This is a genomic window from Actinomadura sp. KC345, from assembly GCF_004348515.1.
Lineage (GTDB): Bacteria > Actinomycetota > Actinomycetes > Streptosporangiales > Streptosporangiaceae > Spirillospora.
This window is the reverse complement of sequence record NZ_SMKH01000005.1, coordinates 1-20,212: the sequence shown is the minus strand read 5'-3', so window position 1 is coordinate 20,212 and position 20,212 is coordinate 1. Positions and strand designations below refer to the sequence as shown.

The 20,212-nt window shown below is 71.6% G+C and carries 18 protein-coding genes and 1 pseudogene; 6 read left to right on the top strand and 13 right to left on the bottom strand.

All coding sequences use genetic code 11. The features are described 5' to 3' along the window. The first annotated feature begins 4 nt into the window (after nt 1-4). Together E1281_RS01565 and E1281_RS01560 are read left to right on the top strand one after the other, a co-directional pair. Complete coding sequence (locus E1281_RS01565) at nt 5-640, top strand: GntR family transcriptional regulator (protein ID WP_165958748.1); 636 nt, start codon at nt 5-7, stop codon at nt 638-640. Nucleotides 641-843: 203 nt separating this feature from the next. Continuing rightward, a complete protein-coding gene (locus tag E1281_RS01560; protein WP_131875288.1) occupies nt 844-2,007 on the top strand; it encodes an RNA-guided endonuclease TnpB family protein in 1,164 nt (387 codons plus the stop codon). Between the two features lie 110 nt (nt 2,008-2,117). On the opposite strand, the pseudogene E1281_RS42450 reads toward E1281_RS01560, so the two are convergent. Next, a pseudogene (locus tag E1281_RS42450) lies at nt 2,118-2,642 on the bottom strand (FCD domain-containing protein); the annotation flags it as partial. Between E1281_RS42450 and E1281_RS01550 the strand changes: the two are divergent. From E1281_RS01550 to E1281_RS01540, 3 genes are all read left to right on the top strand, one after another. Beyond that, complete coding sequence (locus E1281_RS01550; protein WP_131875287.1) at nt 2,633-3,424, top strand: putative hydro-lyase; 792 nt, start codon at nt 2,633-2,635, stop codon at nt 3,422-3,424. The pseudogene E1281_RS42450 and the gene E1281_RS01550 sit on opposite strands and share 10 nt — an antisense overlap. Nucleotides 3,425-3,464: 40 nt before the next feature. Further along, nucleotides 3,465-4,817, top strand: a complete 1,353-nt coding sequence (locus E1281_RS01545) for a cellulose binding domain-containing protein (RefSeq protein ID WP_131875286.1) — start codon at nt 3,465-3,467, stop codon at nt 4,815-4,817. Between the two features lie 79 nt (nt 4,818-4,896). Beyond that, on the top strand, nt 4,897-6,267 hold the full coding sequence (locus E1281_RS01540; protein WP_131875285.1) for a GH1 family beta-glucosidase: 1,371 nt from the start codon (nt 4,897-4,899) through the stop codon (nt 6,265-6,267). Between the two features lie 52 nt (nt 6,268-6,319). Here the strand turns inward: E1281_RS01540 and E1281_RS01535 are convergent, their stop codons facing one another. Continuing rightward, nucleotides 6,320-6,790 (bottom strand): nuclear transport factor 2 family protein, encoded by a 471-nt coding sequence (locus E1281_RS01535; RefSeq protein WP_131875284.1) that lies wholly within the window; start codon nt 6,788-6,790, stop codon nt 6,320-6,322. Nucleotides 6,791-7,092: 302 nt separating this feature from the next. On the opposite strand from E1281_RS01535, the gene E1281_RS01530 reads away from it, so the two are divergent. Continuing rightward, nucleotides 7,093-7,509, top strand: coding sequence for an SSI family serine proteinase inhibitor (locus tag E1281_RS01530; protein WP_131875283.1), 417 nt, complete (start codon nt 7,093-7,095; stop codon nt 7,507-7,509). 234 nt (nt 7,510-7,743) lie between these two features. On the opposite strand, the gene E1281_RS01525 is transcribed toward E1281_RS01530, so the two are convergent. The 11 genes from E1281_RS01525 to E1281_RS01475 all read right to left on the bottom strand — a co-directional run. Beyond that, nucleotides 7,744-8,229 (bottom strand): nucleoside deaminase, encoded by a 486-nt coding sequence (locus tag E1281_RS01525; RefSeq protein WP_131875282.1) that lies wholly within the window; start codon nt 8,227-8,229, stop codon nt 7,744-7,746. Between the two features lie 26 nt (nt 8,230-8,255). After that, complete coding sequence (locus tag E1281_RS01520) at nt 8,256-9,266, bottom strand: LacI family DNA-binding transcriptional regulator (protein ID WP_131875281.1); 1,011 nt, start codon at nt 9,264-9,266, stop codon at nt 8,256-8,258. A gap of 34 nt (nt 9,267-9,300) precedes the next feature. Further along, nucleotides 9,301-10,725 (bottom strand): GH1 family beta-glucosidase, encoded by a 1,425-nt coding sequence (locus E1281_RS01515; RefSeq protein WP_131875280.1) that lies wholly within the window; start codon nt 10,723-10,725, stop codon nt 9,301-9,303. Then, nucleotides 10,722-11,543, bottom strand: a complete 822-nt coding sequence (locus tag E1281_RS01510; protein WP_131875327.1) for a carbohydrate ABC transporter permease — start codon at nt 11,541-11,543, stop codon at nt 10,722-10,724. Before E1281_RS01510 ends, E1281_RS01515 begins: the two co-directional genes overlap by 4 nt. Nucleotides 11,544-11,617: 74 nt before the next feature. Beyond that, entirely contained in the window at nt 11,618-12,607 is a 990-nt protein-coding gene (locus E1281_RS01505; protein WP_131875279.1) for a sugar ABC transporter permease, read from the bottom strand. A 117-nt stretch (nt 12,608-12,724) separates the two neighbouring features. Then, nucleotides 12,725-14,026 (bottom strand): ABC transporter substrate-binding protein, encoded by a 1,302-nt coding sequence (locus tag E1281_RS01500; protein ID WP_243716460.1) that lies wholly within the window; start codon nt 14,024-14,026, stop codon nt 12,725-12,727. A gap of 166 nt (nt 14,027-14,192) precedes the next feature. Next, complete coding sequence (locus tag E1281_RS01495; RefSeq protein WP_131875278.1) at nt 14,193-15,239, bottom strand: LacI family DNA-binding transcriptional regulator; 1,047 nt, start codon at nt 15,237-15,239, stop codon at nt 14,193-14,195. A gap of 5 nt (nt 15,240-15,244) precedes the next feature. Further along, nucleotides 15,245-16,921 carry a glycoside hydrolase family 13 protein gene (locus E1281_RS01490; protein WP_131875277.1) on the bottom strand — a complete coding sequence of 559 codons (1,677 nt, stop codon included), beginning with the start codon at nt 16,919-16,921 and terminating at the stop codon, nt 15,245-15,247. A gap of 49 nt (nt 16,922-16,970) precedes the next feature. After that, on the bottom strand, nt 16,971-17,801 hold the full coding sequence (locus tag E1281_RS01485; RefSeq protein ID WP_131875276.1) for a carbohydrate ABC transporter permease: 831 nt from the start codon (nt 17,799-17,801) through the stop codon (nt 16,971-16,973). Then, nucleotides 17,798-18,838 (bottom strand): sugar ABC transporter permease, encoded by a 1,041-nt coding sequence (locus tag E1281_RS01480; RefSeq protein WP_131875275.1) that lies wholly within the window; start codon nt 18,836-18,838, stop codon nt 17,798-17,800. Before E1281_RS01480 ends, E1281_RS01485 begins: the two co-directional genes overlap by 4 nt. Before the next feature lie 5 nt (nt 18,839-18,843). Further along, nucleotides 18,844-20,212: ABC transporter substrate-binding protein (locus E1281_RS01475; protein WP_207943037.1), on the bottom strand; the 1,369-nt coding region annotated here is incomplete at its 5' end.

Sequence of the window (20,212 nt, the reverse complement as noted above, 5' to 3'; positions counted from 1 at the left end):
TTCCGTGAACGCGCCGATTCCAGCTCAGCTGCTCCGCACCGGACTCGCCGACCAGATCCGCGAGTTCATCGTCGACGGCATCAGCTCCGGCCGCTGGGAGCCGGGCGAGCGCATCGTCGAGCGCCGCATCGCCACGGAACTCGGCGTGAGCCAGGGGCCGGTCCGGGAGGCGCTGCGCCAGCTGGAGGCGCAGCGGCTGATCGAGTCGCTGCCCAACCGGGGCGCCCGCGTCCGCGAGTTCACCGAGCGCGACCTGGCCGAGATCTTCCCCGTGCGCGCGGGGCTGGAGCGCACCGCCGCGGAGCTGGCGGTGCCCCGCCTGTCGGACGCCTGCCTGGACGCCCTGGAGGGGCACAACCGGCTGCTCGGCGACGCCGCGCGCGACGGCGACCTGCACGAGCAGATGCGCCTCAGCATCGCCTTCCACCGCGAGATCGTCGAAGCGGCGGAGAACCGGCTGCTGGTCTCGGTCTGGGAGGGCCTCGGCATCGAGCTGTGGACGACACTCTCCCTGCGCCTCCACCACACCGAGATCTACTCCAAGTCGGCCGAGCACGCCGACCTGATCGAGGCGTTCCGCCGCCGGGACCCGGAGGCGCCGCGGCTCCTGCACGACCACGTCATGAACTACGCGCCCTGACCGACCCGCGTACGGCGGTCACTCTTTGTCGCGGTACCCCTTGGTGAGCTGCGCCTCGGCGTCGTTCAGCGATCTTCTAGCGAGGAACCCCGGTCCTTCAGGGCCGGGAGGAATCGCTTCCCTCGTGTACGGCGCGCGAGCGCCGCCCGAGCCGGTTGTTGCGTAACGCACGTACTGTCGGTGGGTAATGCTATGGTCACGCCATGAAGTTGGTGGTGCAGGCCAAGCTGTTGCCGACGGCCGTGCAGGCCGCCGCGCTGGCTGAGACCCTGCACGCCTGCAACGCGGCGGCGAACCGGGTGTCGCGGGTCGCGTTCGACACCGGCATGACGCGCAACTTCGATCTGCGCAAGGCCACCTACCGGGGGTTGCGGGAGGCGGGGATCGGGTCGCAAGCGGCCCAGCATGTGATCAAGAAGGTCGCCGACGCCTACACCACCCTGCACACCAACCTCCAAGCGGGAAACCTGGGCCGCCCCGGCTCCAGGCGCCGCGCCCGCGCCGAGGGGAAACCGATCGTGTTCCGGGCGGATGCGGCGCAGCCGTTCGACCAGCGGAACCTGTCGATCGCGCCCGACGCCGGCACGGTGTCGATCTGGACCGTCCGGGGCCGGTGCAAGGACATCGCCTTCACTTGCTCGGCCGGGGCGCGAACGATGCTGGCCGGGTGCCCGCGCGGTGAGTCGGACCTGCTGTGCCGGGACGGCAAGTGGCTGCTGCTGGTCACCGTCGACGTCCCCGAACAACCCCTGAACGAGGATCCTGGCGGGTTCGTGGGGGTGGATCTGGGCATCGTCAACATCGCCACCACCTCGGGCGGGTACCGGGCGGCCGGGCGCGGGCTGAACCGGCACCGCGCCCGCCAGGCGGCACTGCGACGCAAGCTGCAGCACAAGCGCACGAAGGCCGCCAAACGCGTCCTGAAGCGGCAGCGCCGCAGGGAGCGGCGGCGCGCCACCGACATCAACCACTGCGTCTCCAAACGGATCGTGGCCGAGGCTGAACGCACCGGGTACGGGATCGCCCTGGAAGACTTGACGGGCATCCGCTCCCGGGTACGGCACCGAAAGCCCCAACGGGCCGCCTTCCACACCTGGGCCTTCGCCCAGCTCGCCTCCTTCATCTCCTACAAGGCCCGCCGCGCCGGAATCCCCGTGGTGTTCGTCGACTCGGCCCACACCTCACAATCCTGCGCCGACTGCGGCCACCGCAGCCGCCGCAACCGGGTGAGCCAGGCCTTGTTCATCTGCCGGGGCTGCGGCGTCGTTGCGCACGCAGACCTCAACGCCTCCCGCAACATCGCCCGCCGGGCTGCTGCTGCGTGGGACGCGGGGCGGCAGTCATCCGCCCCTGCACCCGCCCCCTGACCCGGGGTCGGGTGCTGGACGCGGCAGTCCATCCCGGCATCCAGCTGGGGCCCTAGCCGCAAGCTCGGCCGTTCACGGCCGAGAAGCTGACGTAGGACCACAGCTCCCGCTCGGCCGCCGCGCGCGATCATGTCGCAGAGGTGGCGGTTGCGGGCGAGGTACGGCTCGTGGAACTCGCGCGGCGACCCCATCTCGTGGAAGACCAGGCGCATCTCGGCCAGCAGGTGGCGGGCCATCTCGTCCACGCGCGGGCTGCCCACGAGGGCGGCGATCGCCTGGTGGAAGCGGATGTCGGCGGTGCCCACGTCCGCCCACGCGCCAACTCGGCAACCGCGTCCTGCCCGGCGCGGGCTACGGCCTCGCCGCGCTCGCCGTCCTCGGCGCCGCCGCCTGGCTGCCCGCCCTCTACCTGGGTTGGAACTCCCTGTCCGGCCTGGACGAGCTCTGGGGGTGAGGGGATGCGTCCCGGGATTCGAGTCGATTTCGTGAAACGGGAACCATCGAGCGGGGCCCGGGCGTTCTGCATGCGAGGCCCCCTGGCGTTGTCCAGTAGCTGGGCCGTCCGGGTCATGCGGCGCCCGGCGTGGGGGTGTCGGGCGCCGCAGACCCGGACTCAGGAGCGACGATGACCGCACCCATCGATCCGCGGGCGCTTTCGCCGGACCAGGCCAGGGCCCTGTTCCGCACGGGGCTGAGCTGCCCCACCTCCGGCTGGTGCGCGGGCTGGACGCAGGCCAACCTCATCGCCGTGCCCCGCGATCAGGCGTACGACCTGCTGCTGTTCGCGCAGCGCAACCCCAAGGCGTGCCCCGTCCTGGACGTCGCCGAACCCGGTGAGGTCTCCCTGCCCCTCTTCTCCGGGGACCTGCGCACCGACCTTCCCGGATACGTCGTCTACGAGCAGGGCGAACCGGTCGCCGAAACGATCGACGTGACCGACCACTGGCGGGACGACCTGGTCTCGTTCCTCATCGGGTGCAGCTTCACCTTCGAGGACGCGCTCCGCGACGCGGGCGTCCCGCTCCGCCACATCGAGCAGGGCCGCAACGTCCCCATGTACCGGACGAACCGGATGTGCCGCCGGGCCGGGGAGTTCGGCGGCCCGCTCGTGGTCTCGATGCGTCCCGTCCCGGCCGGGCAGGTGGCCGACGCCGTCCGGGTGACGTCCCGGTATCCGGCCGTCCACGGCGCACCCGTGCACATCGGCGACCCGGTCGAACTCGGCATCGACGACCTCGCCAGGCCCGACTTCGGCGACCCCGTCGATGTCCGGGTGGACGAGATCCCCGTCTTCTGGGCGTGCGGAGTGACCCCGCAGGCGGCCGTGATGGCGTCCCGTCCCAAGCTGGCCATCGGGCACGCCCCCGGCCACATGGCGATCACCGACGCCCGCGACGGCCGCTACCTGGTTCCCTGAGCCCGCGTGGGCCGACCGGGTACGGCATAAACTCCGGTCCATGGCCGAGACCGTCGCCGCGGGGGATCTCCTGGGGGAGCGCTACCGCCTGGAGCGTCCCCTCGGGGCGGGCGGCATGGCCACCGTCTGGCGCGCGGTCGACCTCGTCCTCGACCGGGCGGTCGCGGTCAAGGTGCCCAAGGAGGGCTGGCCCGAGGAGTTCACGCGGCGGCTCCGCCAGGAGGCGAAGGCCGCCGCGGGCCTCGCCCATCCCAGCATCACCGGCGTCTACGACTACGGGGAGCACGAAGGCGTTCCGTACGTGGTCATGGAGTCGCTGGAGGGGGAGAGCCTGGCGGACCGCCTCTCCCGGGGCCCGCTTCCGTGGCGCGAGGCCGCCGGGATCTGCGCCCGCGTCGCCGACGCCTTGGGCGCGGCCCATGCTGCCGGGATCGTGCACCGCGACGTCAAGCCCGCGAACGTGTTCCTCACGCGGGTCGGCGTGAAGGTCCTCGACTTCGGCATCGCCTTCACCGGCCCGGCCGGGCCCCGCGGCCCGCTCCTCGGCACCCCGGCGTATGTCGCGCCCGAACTCCTGTCCGGCACGCCTCCGACCTCGGCGGCCGACATGTTCTCCCTGGGCGTCGTCCTCCAGGAGTGCCTGGCCGGTGCCTCGTCCGGGGGCACGCCCACCCTCCCGCCGGACGTCCCGGACCAGGTCGGCGCCGTCTGCGCCCGCTGCCTCAGCGGGGATCCGCAGGCCCGGCCCGCCGCCACCGAGGCGGCGCGGGTCCTCGCCGGCGCCGCCGGAGTGCAGCTCGCCCCGTTCCCCGCACCGGAGCCCGCCGGGACGCCGGACGGCGGCCCGCCCCCGGGCGCGGTGCCGCGCGACCCGACACGCGTGCTGGACGACCCCGTCCCGTCCGGCGAGACCGCGCACGCCGGCCCGGCCGCACCGCGGAAGGCGCTGATCATCGCCGGGGCGGCGGCCGGGGCGATCGCGCTCGTGGCGGTGCTGCTGGCGGCGCTGGCCCCCGGCTCGTCCGAGCGGCCGGCCGCGCCGCCGGCCGCGAGCCCGGCGCCGACGCGGCCGGCGGCCGCCTGCTCGGTGGCGTACCGGGTCGACGGGACGTGGCCGCAGGGCTTCCAGGTCACGGTGCGGATCACGAACCTCGGCGACGGCGCGATCGACGGCTGGCGGCTGGGTTTCGCGTTCCCTGACGGGCAGGCGATCACCCAGGTGTGGAACGGCAGCCAGGTCCAGGAGGGCGCTGCGGTGACGGTGACGGCGGCGGACTGGAACCGGTCGATCCCGCCGGACGGGACGGCCGAGTTCGGGTTCCTCGGACGGCAGGACGGCGCCAACGGCCATCCGTCCCGGTTCACGCTCAACGGCGGCGAATGCCGCACCTGACCGGCCTTCCCGCGCTCACCCGTCCGGGCACGGGTTACGATGGGAGCGCTCCCAAGCTGTCGGTGGAAGAGGAGAGGCGATGGGCTTCCCGGACGGATTCGTGTGGGGTGCGGCCACCGCCGCGTACCAGATCGAGGGGGCGGCCCGGGAGGACGGCCGCGCACCGTCCATCTGGGACACCTTCAGCCGCGCCCCTGGCAAGGTGCTCAACGGCGAGACCGGCGACGTCGCCACCGACCACTACCACCGCCAGGAAGAGGACGTCGCGACGATTGCCGCCCTGGGCCTCGACGCCTACCGGTTCTCCATCTCCTGGTCACGCGTCCTGCCGGGCGGGACGCCCAACCAGAAGGGCATCGACTTCTACTCCCGCCTGGTCGACGACCTCCTCGCCCACGGCATCGCGCCCGTCGCGACCCTCTACCACTGGGACCTCCCGCAGGACCTGGAGGACGCGGGCGGCTGGCCCGAGCGCGACACGGCCCGCCGGTTCGCCGACTACGCCGAGCGGATCGGGCGCGTCCTCGGCGACCGCGTCCACACGTGGACGACGCTGAACGAGCCGTGGTGCTCGGCCTTCCTCGGCTACGCGTCCGGCGTGCACGCGCCGGGCCGCACCGACCCGGCGGACGCGCTCGCCGCCGCCCACCACCTCAACCTCGCGCACGGCCTGGCGGTGCTGGCGCTGCGCGGCGTGGTCTCCCCGTCCACCCGGCACTCGGTCACGCTCAACCTCCACCACCTGCGCGGCGACGCCGAGGCCGTCCGGCGGGTGGACGCCGTTTCCAACCGCGTGTTTCTCGACCCGATGCTCGGCAACGGCTATCCCGCCGACCTCCTGGACGACACCGCGGCCCTGACCGACTGGGATTTCCTGCGCGACGGCGACACCGGGATCATCGCCGCGCCCGTCGACGTCCTCGGCGTCAACTACTACTCGCCCACGCTCGTCCGGCGATGGGACGGCGTATCGCCGCGCGAACACGCGGACGGCCACCGGCAGGGCGCGGCGACACCGTTCGTCGGCTGCGACGAGGTCGAGTTCGTCCGGCAGCCCGGCCCCTACACGGCGATGAACTGGCCGATCGACGCGACCGGGATGGAGGAGCTGCTTCTGCGGCTGCACCGCGACCACCCGGGCACGTCTCTGATGGTCACCGAGAACGGCGCGGCGTTCGACGACGCCGTGGACGACGAGGGCCGCGTCCGCGACGACCGCCGCATCGCCTATCTGCGCGACCACATCGAGGCCGTGGAGAGAGCCTGCGACGCGGGCGCCGACGTCCGCGGCTACTTCGCCTGGTCGCTGCTGGACAACTTCGAATGGGCCTACGGCTACTCCAAGCGCTTCGGCCTCGTCCACGTCGACTACTCCACCGGCGACCGCACCTGGAAGGACAGCGCCCACTGGTACCGCGACACCATCGGCGCGCATCGCGGGCGGCCGTGAACTCGCGGGAGCGGCTCGCCCCGGGGGAGGCCGGGCCGGGCCGCCCGGGGCGTCAGCCGCCGGGGTGGACGTGGGGCGGGAGCTTCTCGGGGCGGCGCAGGTGCTGGCCGACGTCGCCCGCGAGGTCGAGGGAGATGCGGCGCTCGGCGAAGCGCCAGCGGCCGTCGCGGCGCTCGAAGGTGTCGCGGTAGGTGCCGCAGGCGATCGGCTGCAGCGGAAGGGACGGCGTGGCCTGCAGGACGGTGTAGTACGCCGTCGAGCGGGCCGTGCCGGCCTCCTCGTCCACCTCGATGGCGAGGTTGGTGGTGACGTGCTTGGTGCGCAGGGTGCCGTCGTCGTGGACGATCACCGTCTTCTCCATCATGGCCGCGATCGCGTCACCGCCGTGCAGCGAGCCGCCGCTGCCGGTGAACACGGCGCCGTCGAACAGGTCGCGGATCCCCGCGAAGTCCGCGCCGTCCACGCACTCCGCGTAGCGGAAGATCAGGTTCGCTATCGCCTGGTGGCTCGGCTGGACGGGCATGTCACCTCCGGATCGGTTCAACGGTCCGATCATCCACCCGGCGCCGGCCGCGCCGCCGCCCGGTCCCGTTGAGCAGGACGGGTCTCGATAGCACATTTCCGGCCATTCGGCGGCAATGCTCATTGCACACTTGGGCAGACTTGATTTAAGTGTTGACGGGTGGCCGGGTTGGGACGAAAGGTGGTCTTGTTCGCCGGAGTTTGTGACGTCTAATGTCTGGATGCGGCGGGACGTCCACCACAAATCGACGGTTTCCGCCGGCCAATGCCGCAGATCGCGGCGGGCGATCCAAGGAGGAAGACATGACGATGCCGCGTGCCCGGATCCGGTGGGCCGCCGCGCTGGCGGGAATGGCGATGCCGACGGGAATGGCGGTGCTCGCGCCGGCCGCCCCCGCGCAGGCCCGGCCGAAGGAGCCGGTAGGCGCCTACCTGCTGATGGTGGCGCCGCAGGAGGGGCCCGTCACCGGCAAGACGCTCTGGTGCGGACCGGACGGAGGGACGCTGCGCTCCGCGCCGCAGGCGTGCGAGCAGCTTGAATCCACCGACGGCCAGGTGGCGCGGATCCCCGCGAAGGAGGGGCCGTGCACGCTGGAGCACGCGCCCGTCCGGGTGAGCGCCGACGGCACCTGGCGCGGTGAGCCGCGCCACTTCGCGCGGACCTATCCCAACCGGTGCGCCGCAATGCGCGACACCGGCGGAATCCTGTTCGGCGAGTAACCCGCGGACCGCGGGCCGCCGGAATGGGGAAGCGGGGCGCCGTCCGGCGGCCCGCACGGAAAGGACGGTGAAATGCTCGCTTTCACCGGACCGGACGTGCTGGTCACCTATAGCCGTTCCGGAGGAATTGCCGGAATGCAAGAACGGGTGACCGTCGATGTCTCCGGGAGGTGAGCGATCGGACCGCGGCGTGCCGTCCTCGTCCGCCGGCCATGGGGGGCGGCGCGCCGCACGTCACCGGGTGCAGGCGCGGGTGTGCAGCTCGCGCATCGCGGACTCCAGCGCGGCGACCGGGCCGTCCACCCGGAGGTCCGGGACGACCTCCTGGATCGGGATCGCCGCGACCGGGCCCGGGGGGACGCCGAGCTCGCTGCGCCACGCGGCCACCTGCGCGGACGAGTGGATGTACACGATGCGGCCGAGGTCGACCCAGCCGTGCGCGGCCGAGCACATCGGGCAGTGCTCGCCGGAGGTGAAGACCGTGGCGGCGGGAAGCTCGTCCGCGGCGAGGTTGCGGGCCGCCCACCGGGCGATCTCGAACTCCGGGTGGCGGGTCCGGTCGCCGTCCGCGGTGCGGTTGCGGTCCTCGAACAGGACCTCCCCGTCCGCGGAGACCAGCACCGACCCGAACGGCTCGTCCCCCGACTCCAGCGCCTCGGCCGCCAGCTCGACGCAGCGGTTCAGGTGAACGAGCTCATCGGCCGCAGGTTCGTAACCCATGAAACGATCATAGTCGCCGCCGGCCCTCACCCCGAGTCCCGGAGCACCAGGTGGGGGTGCAGGATGACCACCGGGTCCTCGACCGTCTCGCCGCGGATGCGGGAGATGAGCAGCCGGGCCATCTCCAGCCCCATCTCCTCCGGCGACTGGTGGACGGTGCTGAGCGGCGGGTCGGCCAGGGGGGCCGCGGACGAGTCGTCGAAGCCGATCACCGCGACGTCGGCGGGTACCCGCCGGCCGTGCCGGTGCAGGACGCGCAGCGCGCCGAGCGCCATCGGGTCGTCGGCCGCGAACACCGCGTCCAGGGACGGCTCGGCGGCCAGCAGCTTCTCGGCGGCGGTGATGCCGCTGGCCTCGCCGAAGTCGCCGTACTCGACGTACTCGGGAAGGCCCGCGTCGGCGAGGGCCTCCCGGTAGCCGGCCAGGCGGTCGATGCCCACCCCCATGTCCTGCGGGCCGGCGATCGTGGCGATCCGCCGCCGGCCGCCCGCGATCAGGTGCGTGACGGCCTCGCGTGCGCCGCTGCGGTTGTCGACGTCGACGTAGCTGACCGGGTGCAGGCCGGGCGGCCGGCCGCCGAGGACGGTCGGCACACCGTTGTCCTCCAGCTTGGCGGGCAGCGGGTCCTCGGCGTGCAGGGAGGTGAGGAGTACCCCGTCCACGTGCTGGGTGGTGAGGTACTCCTCCAGCCGCCCGTACTCGGCGGGCGAGCGGGCGAGGGCGAGCAGGAGCTGGAGCCCGGTGTCGCCGAGGCCGTTGCTGATGCCCCGGATGATCCCGGCGAAGTACGGCTCGTCGAACAGCCGCTGGTCGGACTCGGCGACGACCAGCGCCACGGTGTCGGTGCGGCGGGTGACGAGCGTGCGGGCCGCGCGGTTCGGCACGTACCCGAGTTCCTCGATCGCCCGCAGGACCGCCTCGCGGGCCTGCGCGCTGACCCGCGGCGAGCCGTTGACCACCCGTGACACCGTGCCGCGTCCGACCCCGGCCCGCGCCGCGACCGCCTCCAGCGTGGGACGGGTGCTGCTGCCCGTCATCTCGCCCCCTTCGTCCGTCCGTCGCCCGTCCGGGTCAGCCCCGTCCGGGCAGCCCACCCCGCCGGATCACGCCCGCGTACCACCGGGCGCTCGCCTTGGGCACCCGGCGCTGCGTGCCGTAGTCGACGTGGACCAGCCCGAAACGCTTCGAGTAGCCCCACGCCCATTCGAAATTATCCAGCAGCGACCACGTGAAGTAGCCGCGAAGCGGTACCCCGTCGGCGATGGCGTCGTGGCAGGCCCGGAGGTGCGCGTCCAGGTAGGCGATGCGGCCCTCGTCCTGGACCGTGCCATCGCCGTCCGGCGCCTCGTCGTAGCCGGCGCCGTTCTCGGTGATGTACAGCGGCACCTCCGGGTACTCGCGGTGCACGCGCGTGAGGACCTCGTGCAGCCCGCCCGCGTCGATCTCCCAGCCCATGCCGGTGACGGGACGCCCGGCGGGGACGAAGCGGACGTGGTCGCTGCCGACCCACGGGGAGTGCGTGGAGAACGGCGACGACGCGGTCTGCGCCGCCTCGCCCGGCGTGCCCGCGACCGTGTGCCGCGAGTAGTAGTTGATGCCCAGCTGGTCGATCGGCTGGTTGATGACCGGAAGGTCGCCGTCCGCCGGGGCGAACCCGTACCGGGCGGTGTCCTCCAGGACGTCCTCGGGGTAGCGGCCGAGCAGCAGCGGGTCGAGGAACAGCCGGTTCTGCAACCCGTCGATGCGGCGCGCCGCGTCCACGTCGGCCGGGTCGTCGGTCGCGGGGGAGATCGCGTACAGGTTGACGGCGGCGCCGAAGCGGTTGCCGGGGCGGCGGGCCCGCATCGCCTCGACGGCCAGGCCGTGGCCGAGCATCTGGTGGTGGGCGGCCCGCAGGGAGCCCGCCGGGTCGAGGCGTCCGGGCGCGTGCTCCCCGGACGCGTAGCCGAGGAACGCCGCGCACCACGGCTCGTTCACGGTCGTCCAGTGGCGGACCCGGTCGCCGAGGGCGGCGTGCACGTGGTCCGCGTACGCGGCGAACCGCTGCGCCGTCTCCCGCTCGGGCCAGCCGCCCTCGTCCTCCAGCGCCTGCGGGAGGTCCCAGTGGTAGAGCGTCGGCCACGGCTCGATGCCGGCCTCCAGCAGCGAGTCGACCAGGAGCCGGTAGAAGTCCAGGCCCTCCTGGTTGAACGTCCCGGTGCCCGACGGCTGCACCCGCGGCCAGGAGACGGAGAACCGGTACGCGGTCAGCCCGACGCCGGACATGAGCGCCACGTCCTCGGGGAACCGGTGGTAGTGGTCGACCGCGACGTCGCCGGTGTCGCCGCCGAGGACCTTGCCCGGGGTGCGGGAGAACGTGTCCCAGATGGACGGGCCGCGCCCGCCCTCACCGGCCGCGCCCTCGATCTGGTAGGCGGCGGTAGCGGCCCCCCAGCGGAACCCGGTCGGGAACTGCGCGGCTCCGGCCGCGCTGGTGTCGTCCTTGAGGGAGGTCACGCCTTCACTGCACCTTCCATGATTCCGCCGATGATCTGGCGGCCGAAAATGATGAACACGACGAGGAGCGGCAGGACCGCCACGCTGGTGCCCGCGAACATGAGCGTGTAGTCCTGGAAGTGCGCGTTCGCCAGGTTGTTGATGGACAGCTGGACCGTCGGGTTGTCGGGGTTGAGCACCGCGAGCGGCCACATGAACTCGTTCCAGGTCTGCATGAACGTGAACAGGCCGAGGACGCCCGCGGCCGGGCGCAGTGCGGGCAGCACGACGCGCCAGTAGATGCCGAACGTGGTGCACCCGTCGACGCGGGCCGCCTCGATCAGCTCGTCGGGCACGGCCTGCTCGGCGTACTGCCGCATCATGAACACGCCGAACCCGGTGACCAGGAACGGGACGATGACGGCCTGCAGCTGGTTCTGCCAGCCCAGCTCCACCATGATCATGTAGAGCGGGATGATGCCCATCTGCACCGGGATCATCATGGTCGCGATGATGATGAGCAGCAGGCCGTTCTTGCCGCGGAAGCGCAGCTTGGCGAACGCGAACCCGGCGAGCGAGGCGAAGAACACCGTGGAGATCGTCACCACGCCGGAGGCGATCGCGGAGTTCAGCAGCCCCTGGGCGAAGTAGGCGTCGGGGTTGGCGAACAGCCGGTCGACGTTCTCGGGGCCCTGGCCGCCGGGCAGCAGCGGCGGCGGGACGTCGGAGACCACGTCGTTGGTGCGGGTGGCGACCGCGATCATCCAGTAGATCGGGAAGATCGACAGCACCAGCGCGACGATCAGCGTGATGTAGGTCAGCGGGCTGGCGTTCCACAGGTTGCGGAAGCGGCCGGCGGGCGCTGCGGCGTGCTTGCCCTCGGGGCGCCGGCCGGGGCCGGCCAGGAGCGTGGTCACTTGGTGCCTCCCGTACGCCGCACGGCCAGGAAGTTGATCAGGGAGAACACGATGATCATCACGAACAGGGCCCAGGCGACGGTGGCCCCGTAGCCGTACCGGTCACTGCCGAACGCGTTGTCGTACATGTACATCGTGATCGTCTGGAACTGGTGCAACGGGCCGCCGTCCATCTTGTTGGGCGTGTGGATGCTGAACAGGACGGGCTCGGTGAACAGCTGCAACCCGCCGATCGTCGAGATGATCACCGTGAAGATGATCGTGGGACGCAGCATCGGGACGGTGATCTGCCAGAACTGCCGGATCCGGGACGCGCCGTCGATCGCGGCGGCCTCGTACAGGTCCTTCGGGATCGCCTGCATGGCGGCCAGGTAGATCAGCGCGTTGTAACCGGTCCAGCGCCAGTCGACCATCAGGGCGATGGCGACCCAGGACCAGCCGCGGCTGTTGCTCCAGGCGATGGCGTCGACGCCGAACAGCCCGAGGAACCAGTTGATCATCCCCCAGTTCTGGTCGAACATCTGGGTGAACACGATCGCGACGGCGGCGGTCGAGGTCACCAGCGGGGCGACCATCCCGATCCGGAACAGCGTCGGCACCCGCATCCGCCGGTTCAGCGCGTTGGCGATCATCAGCGCGATCAGCAGCTGCGGGACGGTCGCGATGACGAAGATCCCGAGCGTGTTGACCGTGGCGTGCCAGAAGTCGGCGTCGGTCAGCAGGTAGTCGTAGTTGTCCAGCCCGACGAACTCGCGCGTCCCGGACGCCAGCTCCCAGTCGTGCAGGGAGACCCAGAGGGTGAAGAGGAGCGGGAACGCGCCGAAGATCAGGAAGACGAGGAAGAACGGCGAGATGAAGGCGTACGGTGCGCCCTTCACGTCGAGCTTGGCCAGCCGGGCCCGCCAGGTGCGGCGGGGCTCCGGGCGGTCCTTCGCCGGCGAGGGCGGCGGCGGGCCGTTCCGGCTGGGGCGCAGATCGGTGGTCATCGTCGTGCGCCTCCTTTCCGAGGACGGGGCTCAGCGGGGAGAGACGGGTACGGCGGCGGCGCCGGCGGGGGAGGTATCGGCACGGCGCCGCCGCCGTGGTCCGGACGTCGTCCGGGGTTACCGGGCGGACTTCTCGGCCTCCTCGACGGCCTTGCCCCACGCGCCCCCGGCGTCCTGCTTGCCCTGGCCCACCGAGACCAGGACGTTCTCGACCGCCGCCCGCACGTCCTCGTTCTTCGGCCCGAGGTGGACCGGCTTCACCGAAGCCACCAGGTCACCGAAGATCTTGCCGACCGGGGCGTCGTTGAAGTACGCGCTCTTCGAGCCCGCGACCGCCGGGTTCTGCGCGGCCTGCGGCGAGGACGGGAAGACGTTTGCCGCCTTGTAGGCGCCGACCTGGCCCTCGGGGGAGGTCAGGAACTTGGCCAGCTCGGCGGCCTCCTCGGCGTGCTTCGTCTGCTCGGGAACCGCCAGCCACGAGCCTCCCCAGTAGCCGGAGCCGCCCGGGATGGTCGCCACGTCCCACTTGCCCTTGCCGGCCTCACCCGAGAACTCCTCGATGCCCCCGAGCATCCAGGACGGGCACGGGAGGGTGGCGAAGGTGTCGCGCTTGAGGGCCGTCTGCCACGGCGGCGTGAAGATCGACATGTCGGCGGTGAGCTTGTTCTGCTCGAACTTCAGCGCCGTGTCGAACGCCTGCTTCACGGTCGGGTTGCTGTCGAAGACGAGGTTGTTCTCCTTGTCGAAGAAGCTGTGCCCGGGGCCGTTGCCCGCGTTCTGCAGGACGGTCGCGCGGAAGACGGCGGTGGGGCCGTCCAGCCACTTGCTGTCGGGCACCTTCTCCTGGAACTCCTGCCCCTTGGCGAGGAACTCGTCCCACGTCGGCCAGAGCTCGCCGACCTCCTCGCGCTCCGTCGGGAAGTCGGCCTTCTCGAACAGGTCCTTGCGGTAGCACATGGCGAGCGGGCCGACGTCGGTGCCGAGCCCGACGAGCCGCTTGCCGTCGGGGGTGAGCCCCATCTGCCACTTCCAGGGCAGGAAGTTCTTCTCCAGCTCCTTGCCGCCGTGGTCGAAGAGGTTGACGAACTTGTCCGGCTGCTGCATGTAGAGCGGGAGGATGCCCTCCTCCAGCATGACGACGTCGCCGGCGCCGCTGCCGGTGGACATCCACTGCTGGATGCGCGGCTTGTACTCGTCGAGGCTGGAGACCTTGCGCTGCTTGACGGTGACGCCGGGGTGGGTCTGCTGGTACTGCTTGATGAGTTCTTCGTAGCCGGCCTCGCCGAAGACGTCGACGGTCAGCTCGACCGGACCGCCGTCCGAGCCGCCGTCGTCATCCCCGCCGCAGGCGACGACGAGGCCGCCGACGAGCACCGCCGCCATCGCCGTACTCAGTCCGCGCCGCATGATGGCCCTCATGGCGGACCCCTCTCAGGTTGGTGACTTCCAGGTCTGTGGGAGCGCTCCCACGAAGGAAAGACCGTGACGGACCTCACTGTCAATGCGCCGAAACCCAACCGTTACAACAAGGCCGGTTTCGGCATGGGCCTCTGCGGGCCCGCCGGGACCCGCGGTCAGCGCCCGGTCATCCCTCCTGGACCGGGGTGAGCCGGGCCGCCGCGGGGGCGGGCGCCGTGGACCGCCGGACGACGAGTTCGGGCCGGTAGAGCAGCTCCGTACGGGGGGCGGGGGCGCCGCGGATCTCGTCAAGGACGGTGCTCACGGCGGCCATCGACATCTCCCGTACCGACTGCCGGATCGTGGTCAGCGGAGGGTCGAGGTAAGCGGTGAGGAGCGAGTCGTCCATGCCGGTGACCGAGACGTCCGCGGGGACCTGGAGGCCGCGCTGCCGGGCGGCCCGGATCGCGCCGAGCGCCATGATGTCGTTGCCGCCGCAGACCGCCGTGCAGCCCGCGTCCAGCAGCCGGGCCGCCGCCGCCTGCCCGCCCTCCACCGTGTACATGGTGTTGACGATCAGCTCGTCCACCTCGCCGGCGGCCAGGCCGGTGTGCGCCGCCATCCCGCGGCGGAAGCCCTCGGTCTTGCGGCGGGTCGGGACGTACACGTCCTGGCCGATCGCCAGCCCGATCCGCCGGTGGCCCATTGCGGCCAGATGCGCGACGATCGCCTCCATCGACGCCACGTCGTCATTGGAGATGTACGGGGCGTCGATGTCGGGCCGGTACCCGTTCACCAGCACGATCGGCAGCGCCTGCTCCAGCAGCCGCGCGTACCGCGCCCGGTCGGAGTTGGCGTTGGCGTGCAGGCCGTTGACGAAGATGATCCCGGCGACGCCGCGCTCCAGCAGCATCTCGATGTAGTCGTCCTCGGCGACGCCGCCCGGCGCCTGCGAGCACAGCACCGCCATGTACCCGTGCCGGGCCAGCGCGCTCTCGATGACCTCGGCGAACGCCGGGAAGATCGGGTTGGTCAGCTCGGGGATGATCAGCCCGATCAGCCCGGCCCGCCGCTGGCGCAGGCGGGCCGGACGCTCGTAGCCGAGCACGTCCAGGGCGGTCAGCACCGCCTGGCGCGTGGTCGGGGACACGCCCGGCTTGCCGTTGAGCACGCGGCTCACGGTCGCCTCGCTCACCCCGGCGTGTGCCGCGATGTCCGCCAGGCGTGTCGTCATGGGTCTCAAGTTAGCCGTCCTCCTTGACGTCCCGAAGTCTCGACGTCCCACCACAGTGCGGTGTCCGGGGACAGTTCGACGTGGTCCCCGTCCGTGTGGACCGGTCCGCTCGCGAGGAGCGGCGGCCCGGACGCGGGGACGCGCACGGTGCCACCGGACAGGTTGACGGCGCACGCGAGCCGCCTCCCCGCGCCGTCGCCCCCGGTGGCCTCATGCGTCTCCCGGACGAACACCAGTGTGCCCCGTGGAGCGGCCAGCCAGCGCAGCGCGCCGTCGCCGAGCGCGGGGTGCTCGCTCCGGACGCGCAGGGCCTCCTGGTAGAGCGTCAGCATGGAGCCGGGGTCGCCGCTCTGCTCGGCGACCGTGAGGTCGCGCCACGCGGCGGGGATCGGGAGCCAGGACGCGGCGCCCGCGCCGAACCCGAACGGGGGCTCCTCGCCCTCCCACGGCATCGGGACGCGGCAGCCGTCGCGGCCGGCGCCCTCGCCGCGCAGCCGCTGCGGGTCCTGCTGGAACTCCTCCGGCAGGTCGAGCACCTCGGGCAGGCCGAGTTCCTCGCCCTGGTAGACGTAGGCGGAGCCGGGCAGCGCCAGCGTCAGCAGCGCCGCCGCGCGGGCGCGGCGGAGGCCGCGCTCGCCGCCGCCGTACCGGGTGACGTGCCGTTTCACGTCGTGGTTGGACAGCACCCACGTCGCGGGGGCGCCGACCGCCGCCGCCGTGCACAGCGACTCGTCGATCACCTCCCGCAACCCGGCGGCATCCCAGGGCGCGCTCAGGTAGTGGAAGTTGAACGCCTGGTGCAGCTCGTCCGGCCGGGTGTAGGCGGCGAGGCGCTCGGGCGTCGGCGCCCACGCCTCGGCGACGGCGATCCGCTCCCCGCCGTAGGAGTCGAGCAGGCGCCGCCATTCGCGGTGGATGTCGTGCACGGCGTCCTGGTCGAAGTACGGCAGGACGGCCGTGCCGAGCATCTCGACCTGATCGGTGTGGCCGACGTCCGGTAGGCCGTGCGCCTTGGCCATCCCGTGGGCGACGTCCACGCGGAAGCCGTCCACGCCGAGGTCGAGCCAGAACTTCAGGATGCCCGCGAACTCGGTGTGGACTTCGGGGTTCTCCCAGTTCAGGTCGGGCTGCTCGGGGGCGAACAGGTGCAGGTACCACTGGCCGTCCGGAAGCCGGGTCCAGGCGGGGCCGCCGAACACCGACTCCCAGTCGTTGGGAGGCTCGGCGCCGTCCGGGCCGCGCCCGTCCCGGACGATGTAGCGGGCGCGCTCGGGGGAGCCGGGGGACGCGGCGAGCGCGGCCCGGAACCAGGCGTGCCGGTCGGAGGTGTGGTTGGGGACGACGTCCACGATGATCCGCAGGCCGTGCGCGTGCGCGTCCGCGATCAGGCCGCGGGCGTCGGCGAGCGTGCCGAACAGCGGGTCGACGTCGCGGTAGTCGGCGACGTCGTACCCGAAGTCGGCCATCGGGGAGACGTAGAACGGCGTCAGCCACAGCGCGTCCACGCCGAGGTCGGCCAGGTACGGCAGCCGGTTCCGGACGCCCGGCAGGTCGCCGACGCCGTCCCCGTCGGAGTCGGCGAAGCTGCGCACGTAGACCTGGTAGATCACGGCGTCGCGCCACCAGCGGGTGCCGTCCCGGCCGAGGTCTCCGGCCGGGACGATCAGGGTGTCCTGGGTCATGAACATCCTTCGGGTCGGGAGCTGTCAGCGTGCACGTGGTCGTTGCGGTTCACCTGACGCCGCCGGCGGTGAGACCGGCGACGATCCGGCGCTGGAAGACCAGCACCACGACGATCAGCGGGACGGTCACGACCACGCCCGCCGCCATCTGGGTGCCGAACGGCTGGTCGAATCCCGAGACGCCGGTGAACTTGGAGATCGCGACCGTGGCGGTCTGCATCTCCTTCTTGTTGACCATGGATAGCGCGATGAGGAACTCGTTCCACGCGGCGATGAAGGTCAGGATCGCCGTCGTGAACACCCCGGGCGCCGCCAGCGGAATGATGATCTTGCGGAACGCCTGGCCGCGGGTGCAGCCGTCCACCATCGCCGCCTGTTCCAGCTCGAACGGGAGCTGGCGGAAGAACGCGGTGAGCAGCCACACCGACAGCGGCAGCGCGAACCCGAGGCTGGGGAGCACCATCGCCTGGTAGGTGTTGATCCAGTTGATGTCCGTGAAAAGCTTCAGCAAAGGGACGAGCTGGGAGATTCCCGGGAACATCGAGGTGGCGATGACGAGCCCGAGCACGGCGTTCTTGAACCGGAAGTGCAGCCGGGCCAGCGCGTAGGCGGTGACCGTGCCGATGAGGAGGGTCAGCACGGTCGTGCTTCCGGCCACGATGACGCTGTTCAGCAGCGCGCGGCCGAACCCGTTGCCGCCGGAGAAGACCGCCGAGAAGTTCTCCCACGACCACCGCACCGGGATGATCGTGTTGTCGAACTGGTCCTGCGGGCGGCGGAACGCCGAGATCGTCATCCAGTAGAACGGCGCGAGGCAGTAGACCGCGACCAGCGCGAAGCCGAGGTAGGACAGCGCCCGTTTCAACAGCGGCCCGCTCATGCGGTCACCCTCTTCCGCCCGCCCCTGCCGCGCCCTGCGTGCCGGCGGGCCTCGCCGATGATGTCGGCGCCGAGTAGCTTCACGAACAGGTACGCGATGAGCGCGATGTAGAGGAACAGGACGGTCGCGTACGCCGCCGCCGACCCGTAGCGCAGGTTGGACGCCTCGAACCAGGCGATCATCGTCAGCGTCTCCACGGACTTCTGGTTGACGCCGATCAGCACGGCGGGCAGGTCGAACATCCGCAGCGCGTCCAGCATGCGGAACAGCACCGCCACCAGCAGCGCGGGCTTGACCAGCGGCAGCGTGATCCGCCAGAACCGCTGGACGGGGCCGGCGCCGTCCACCCGCGCCGCCTCGTAGACGTCCCGGGGGATCATCTGCAGGCCGGCGAGCACCAGCAGCCCGATGAACGGGGAGGTCTTCCAGACCTCGGCGATGACGATGGCCGTCTTGGCGGGGAACCCGTCGGCGGTCCACAGGATCTGCTCGCGCAGGACCGCGTTCGCGGCGCCGTCCGCCTGGAAGATCCACCGCCACAGCAGCCCGGAGATCGCGGTCGGGATCGCCCACGGGACGAGGATGCTGGCGCGCACCAGGGACCGCCCGCGGAACATCTGGTGCATGATCAGCGCCATCGCGACACCGATCACCGTCTCCAGGGCCACCGTCGTGACGGTGAAGAACGTGGTGTTGCCGAAGGCGTTCCAGAACGCCTCGGCCCGGTCGCCCTGGAAGATCGCGGTGTAGTTGCCGAGGCCGACGAACCGGTCGCCCTCGACGACGAACCCCTGGTCGTCCAGGCCCTCGCCCCGCGCGTACAGCGACTCGCGGAACCCGGCGAGGACCGGGTAGCCGATGACGAGCGCGAGCACGAGCAGCGTCGGGGACAGCAGCAGCGCCGCGAGCCGCCGCGTCCCCTGCACGTCGCCCTCGCCCCGTCGCCCGCCGCGGCGCCCGCGCGGCGCGCCCGCCGCGGGGGTCCCCGCGGCGGACGGCTTCTCGTTGTGTGTCCCGTTGTCGCGTGTACCGGTCATGCCGCTCACTGCGCGGTCAGCGGCCGGAGCTTGGCCTGGAGGTCGGTGAGGGCCTGCTCGGCGGACTTCTTGCCGGTCACGGCGTCGTACATCTCACCCTGGACGGCGGCGGTCACGTCGCCGTACTTGACCGCGACGGGACGCGGCCTGGCGGTGGTGATGGCCTGCTTGAGCACCGGCAGGTACGGGAACTTCTTCACCATCGCCGGGTCGTCGTACAGGGAGGCGATCGTCGGCGCCTGCGAGGTCGCGAGCAGGTTGGCGCGCTGCGCCTTCTCACTGGTCAGGTACCGGACGAAGCCGAGCGAGCTCGCCTTGTTCTCGGCGAAGGCGGAGATCGCGAGGTTGTGCCCGCCGAGGTTGGCGACACCGGGGCCGTCCGGTCCGGGCAGCGGCGCGACCGCGAACTCGCCCGCCACCTTCGACGAGCCGTCGTCCTCGTTGGCCAGCGCGTACTGGTAGGGCCACTGGCGCTGGAAGACGAGCCCGCCGGACTGGAAGTGGCGCCGCCCGCCCTCGGTGTCGAGCGTGACGGCCTCCTTCGGCATGTGCTCCTTCTTGGCGTTGACCAGGAACTCGACGCCCTGCTCGGCCTGCGGCGTGTCCAGCGCCGGCCTGCCGTCCTCGCCGATGATCGAGCCGCCGGCGCTCGCGATCGCCTCGACGGCGCTGATCGTCATGCTCTCGGTCTTGTTGACCTCGGTGAAGTAGCAGTCGGTGTCCTCGCCCTCGGGCAGCTTCTTCACCTTGTCGCAGGCGTCCCACATCTCGTCGTAGGTCTTCGGCGGCGCGGAGACGCCGGCCTCGTCGAGGAGATCCTTGCGGTAGTAGAGCATCCCCGCGTCGGACGTGGACGGCACCGAGTAGAGCCGGTCCCGGTACTGCCCGGTGGTGATCGTCGCGGGCAGCATCTTCGACAGGTCGATCTCGTCCTCGGGCAGCTCCGCCAGCCAGCGGTTGGCGGCGAACTCGGCGGTCCACACGACGTCGAGGTTGAGCACCGAGTAGGCGTCCGACTTCGTCGTGGCGTTCTGGATCATCTGCCGGCGCTGCTCGTTGGGCTCGTCCGGCAGCTCGATGATGCGGACCTGCTCGTCGGGGTGGTCGGCGTTCCAGGCGTCGACCTGCTTCTTCAGGTTGCCGGACCGGTCCTTGCCCGTCACGAACGTGATCGGCCCGCGGCCCTCCAGGGCCGTCGTGCCGCTGCCGCTCTGCGCGCCGCCGTCGTCATCGCCGCCGCAGGCGGTGAGCGAGAGCGCGAGGGCGGCGCAGGCGACGATGCCGAGGAGAGGGGTGCCGCCGATCAGGGGGATGCGCCGCATGGTGTCCTCCTTGGCGGGACGGGCGGACGTGCCTTGGGGGGCCGGCCGTCCC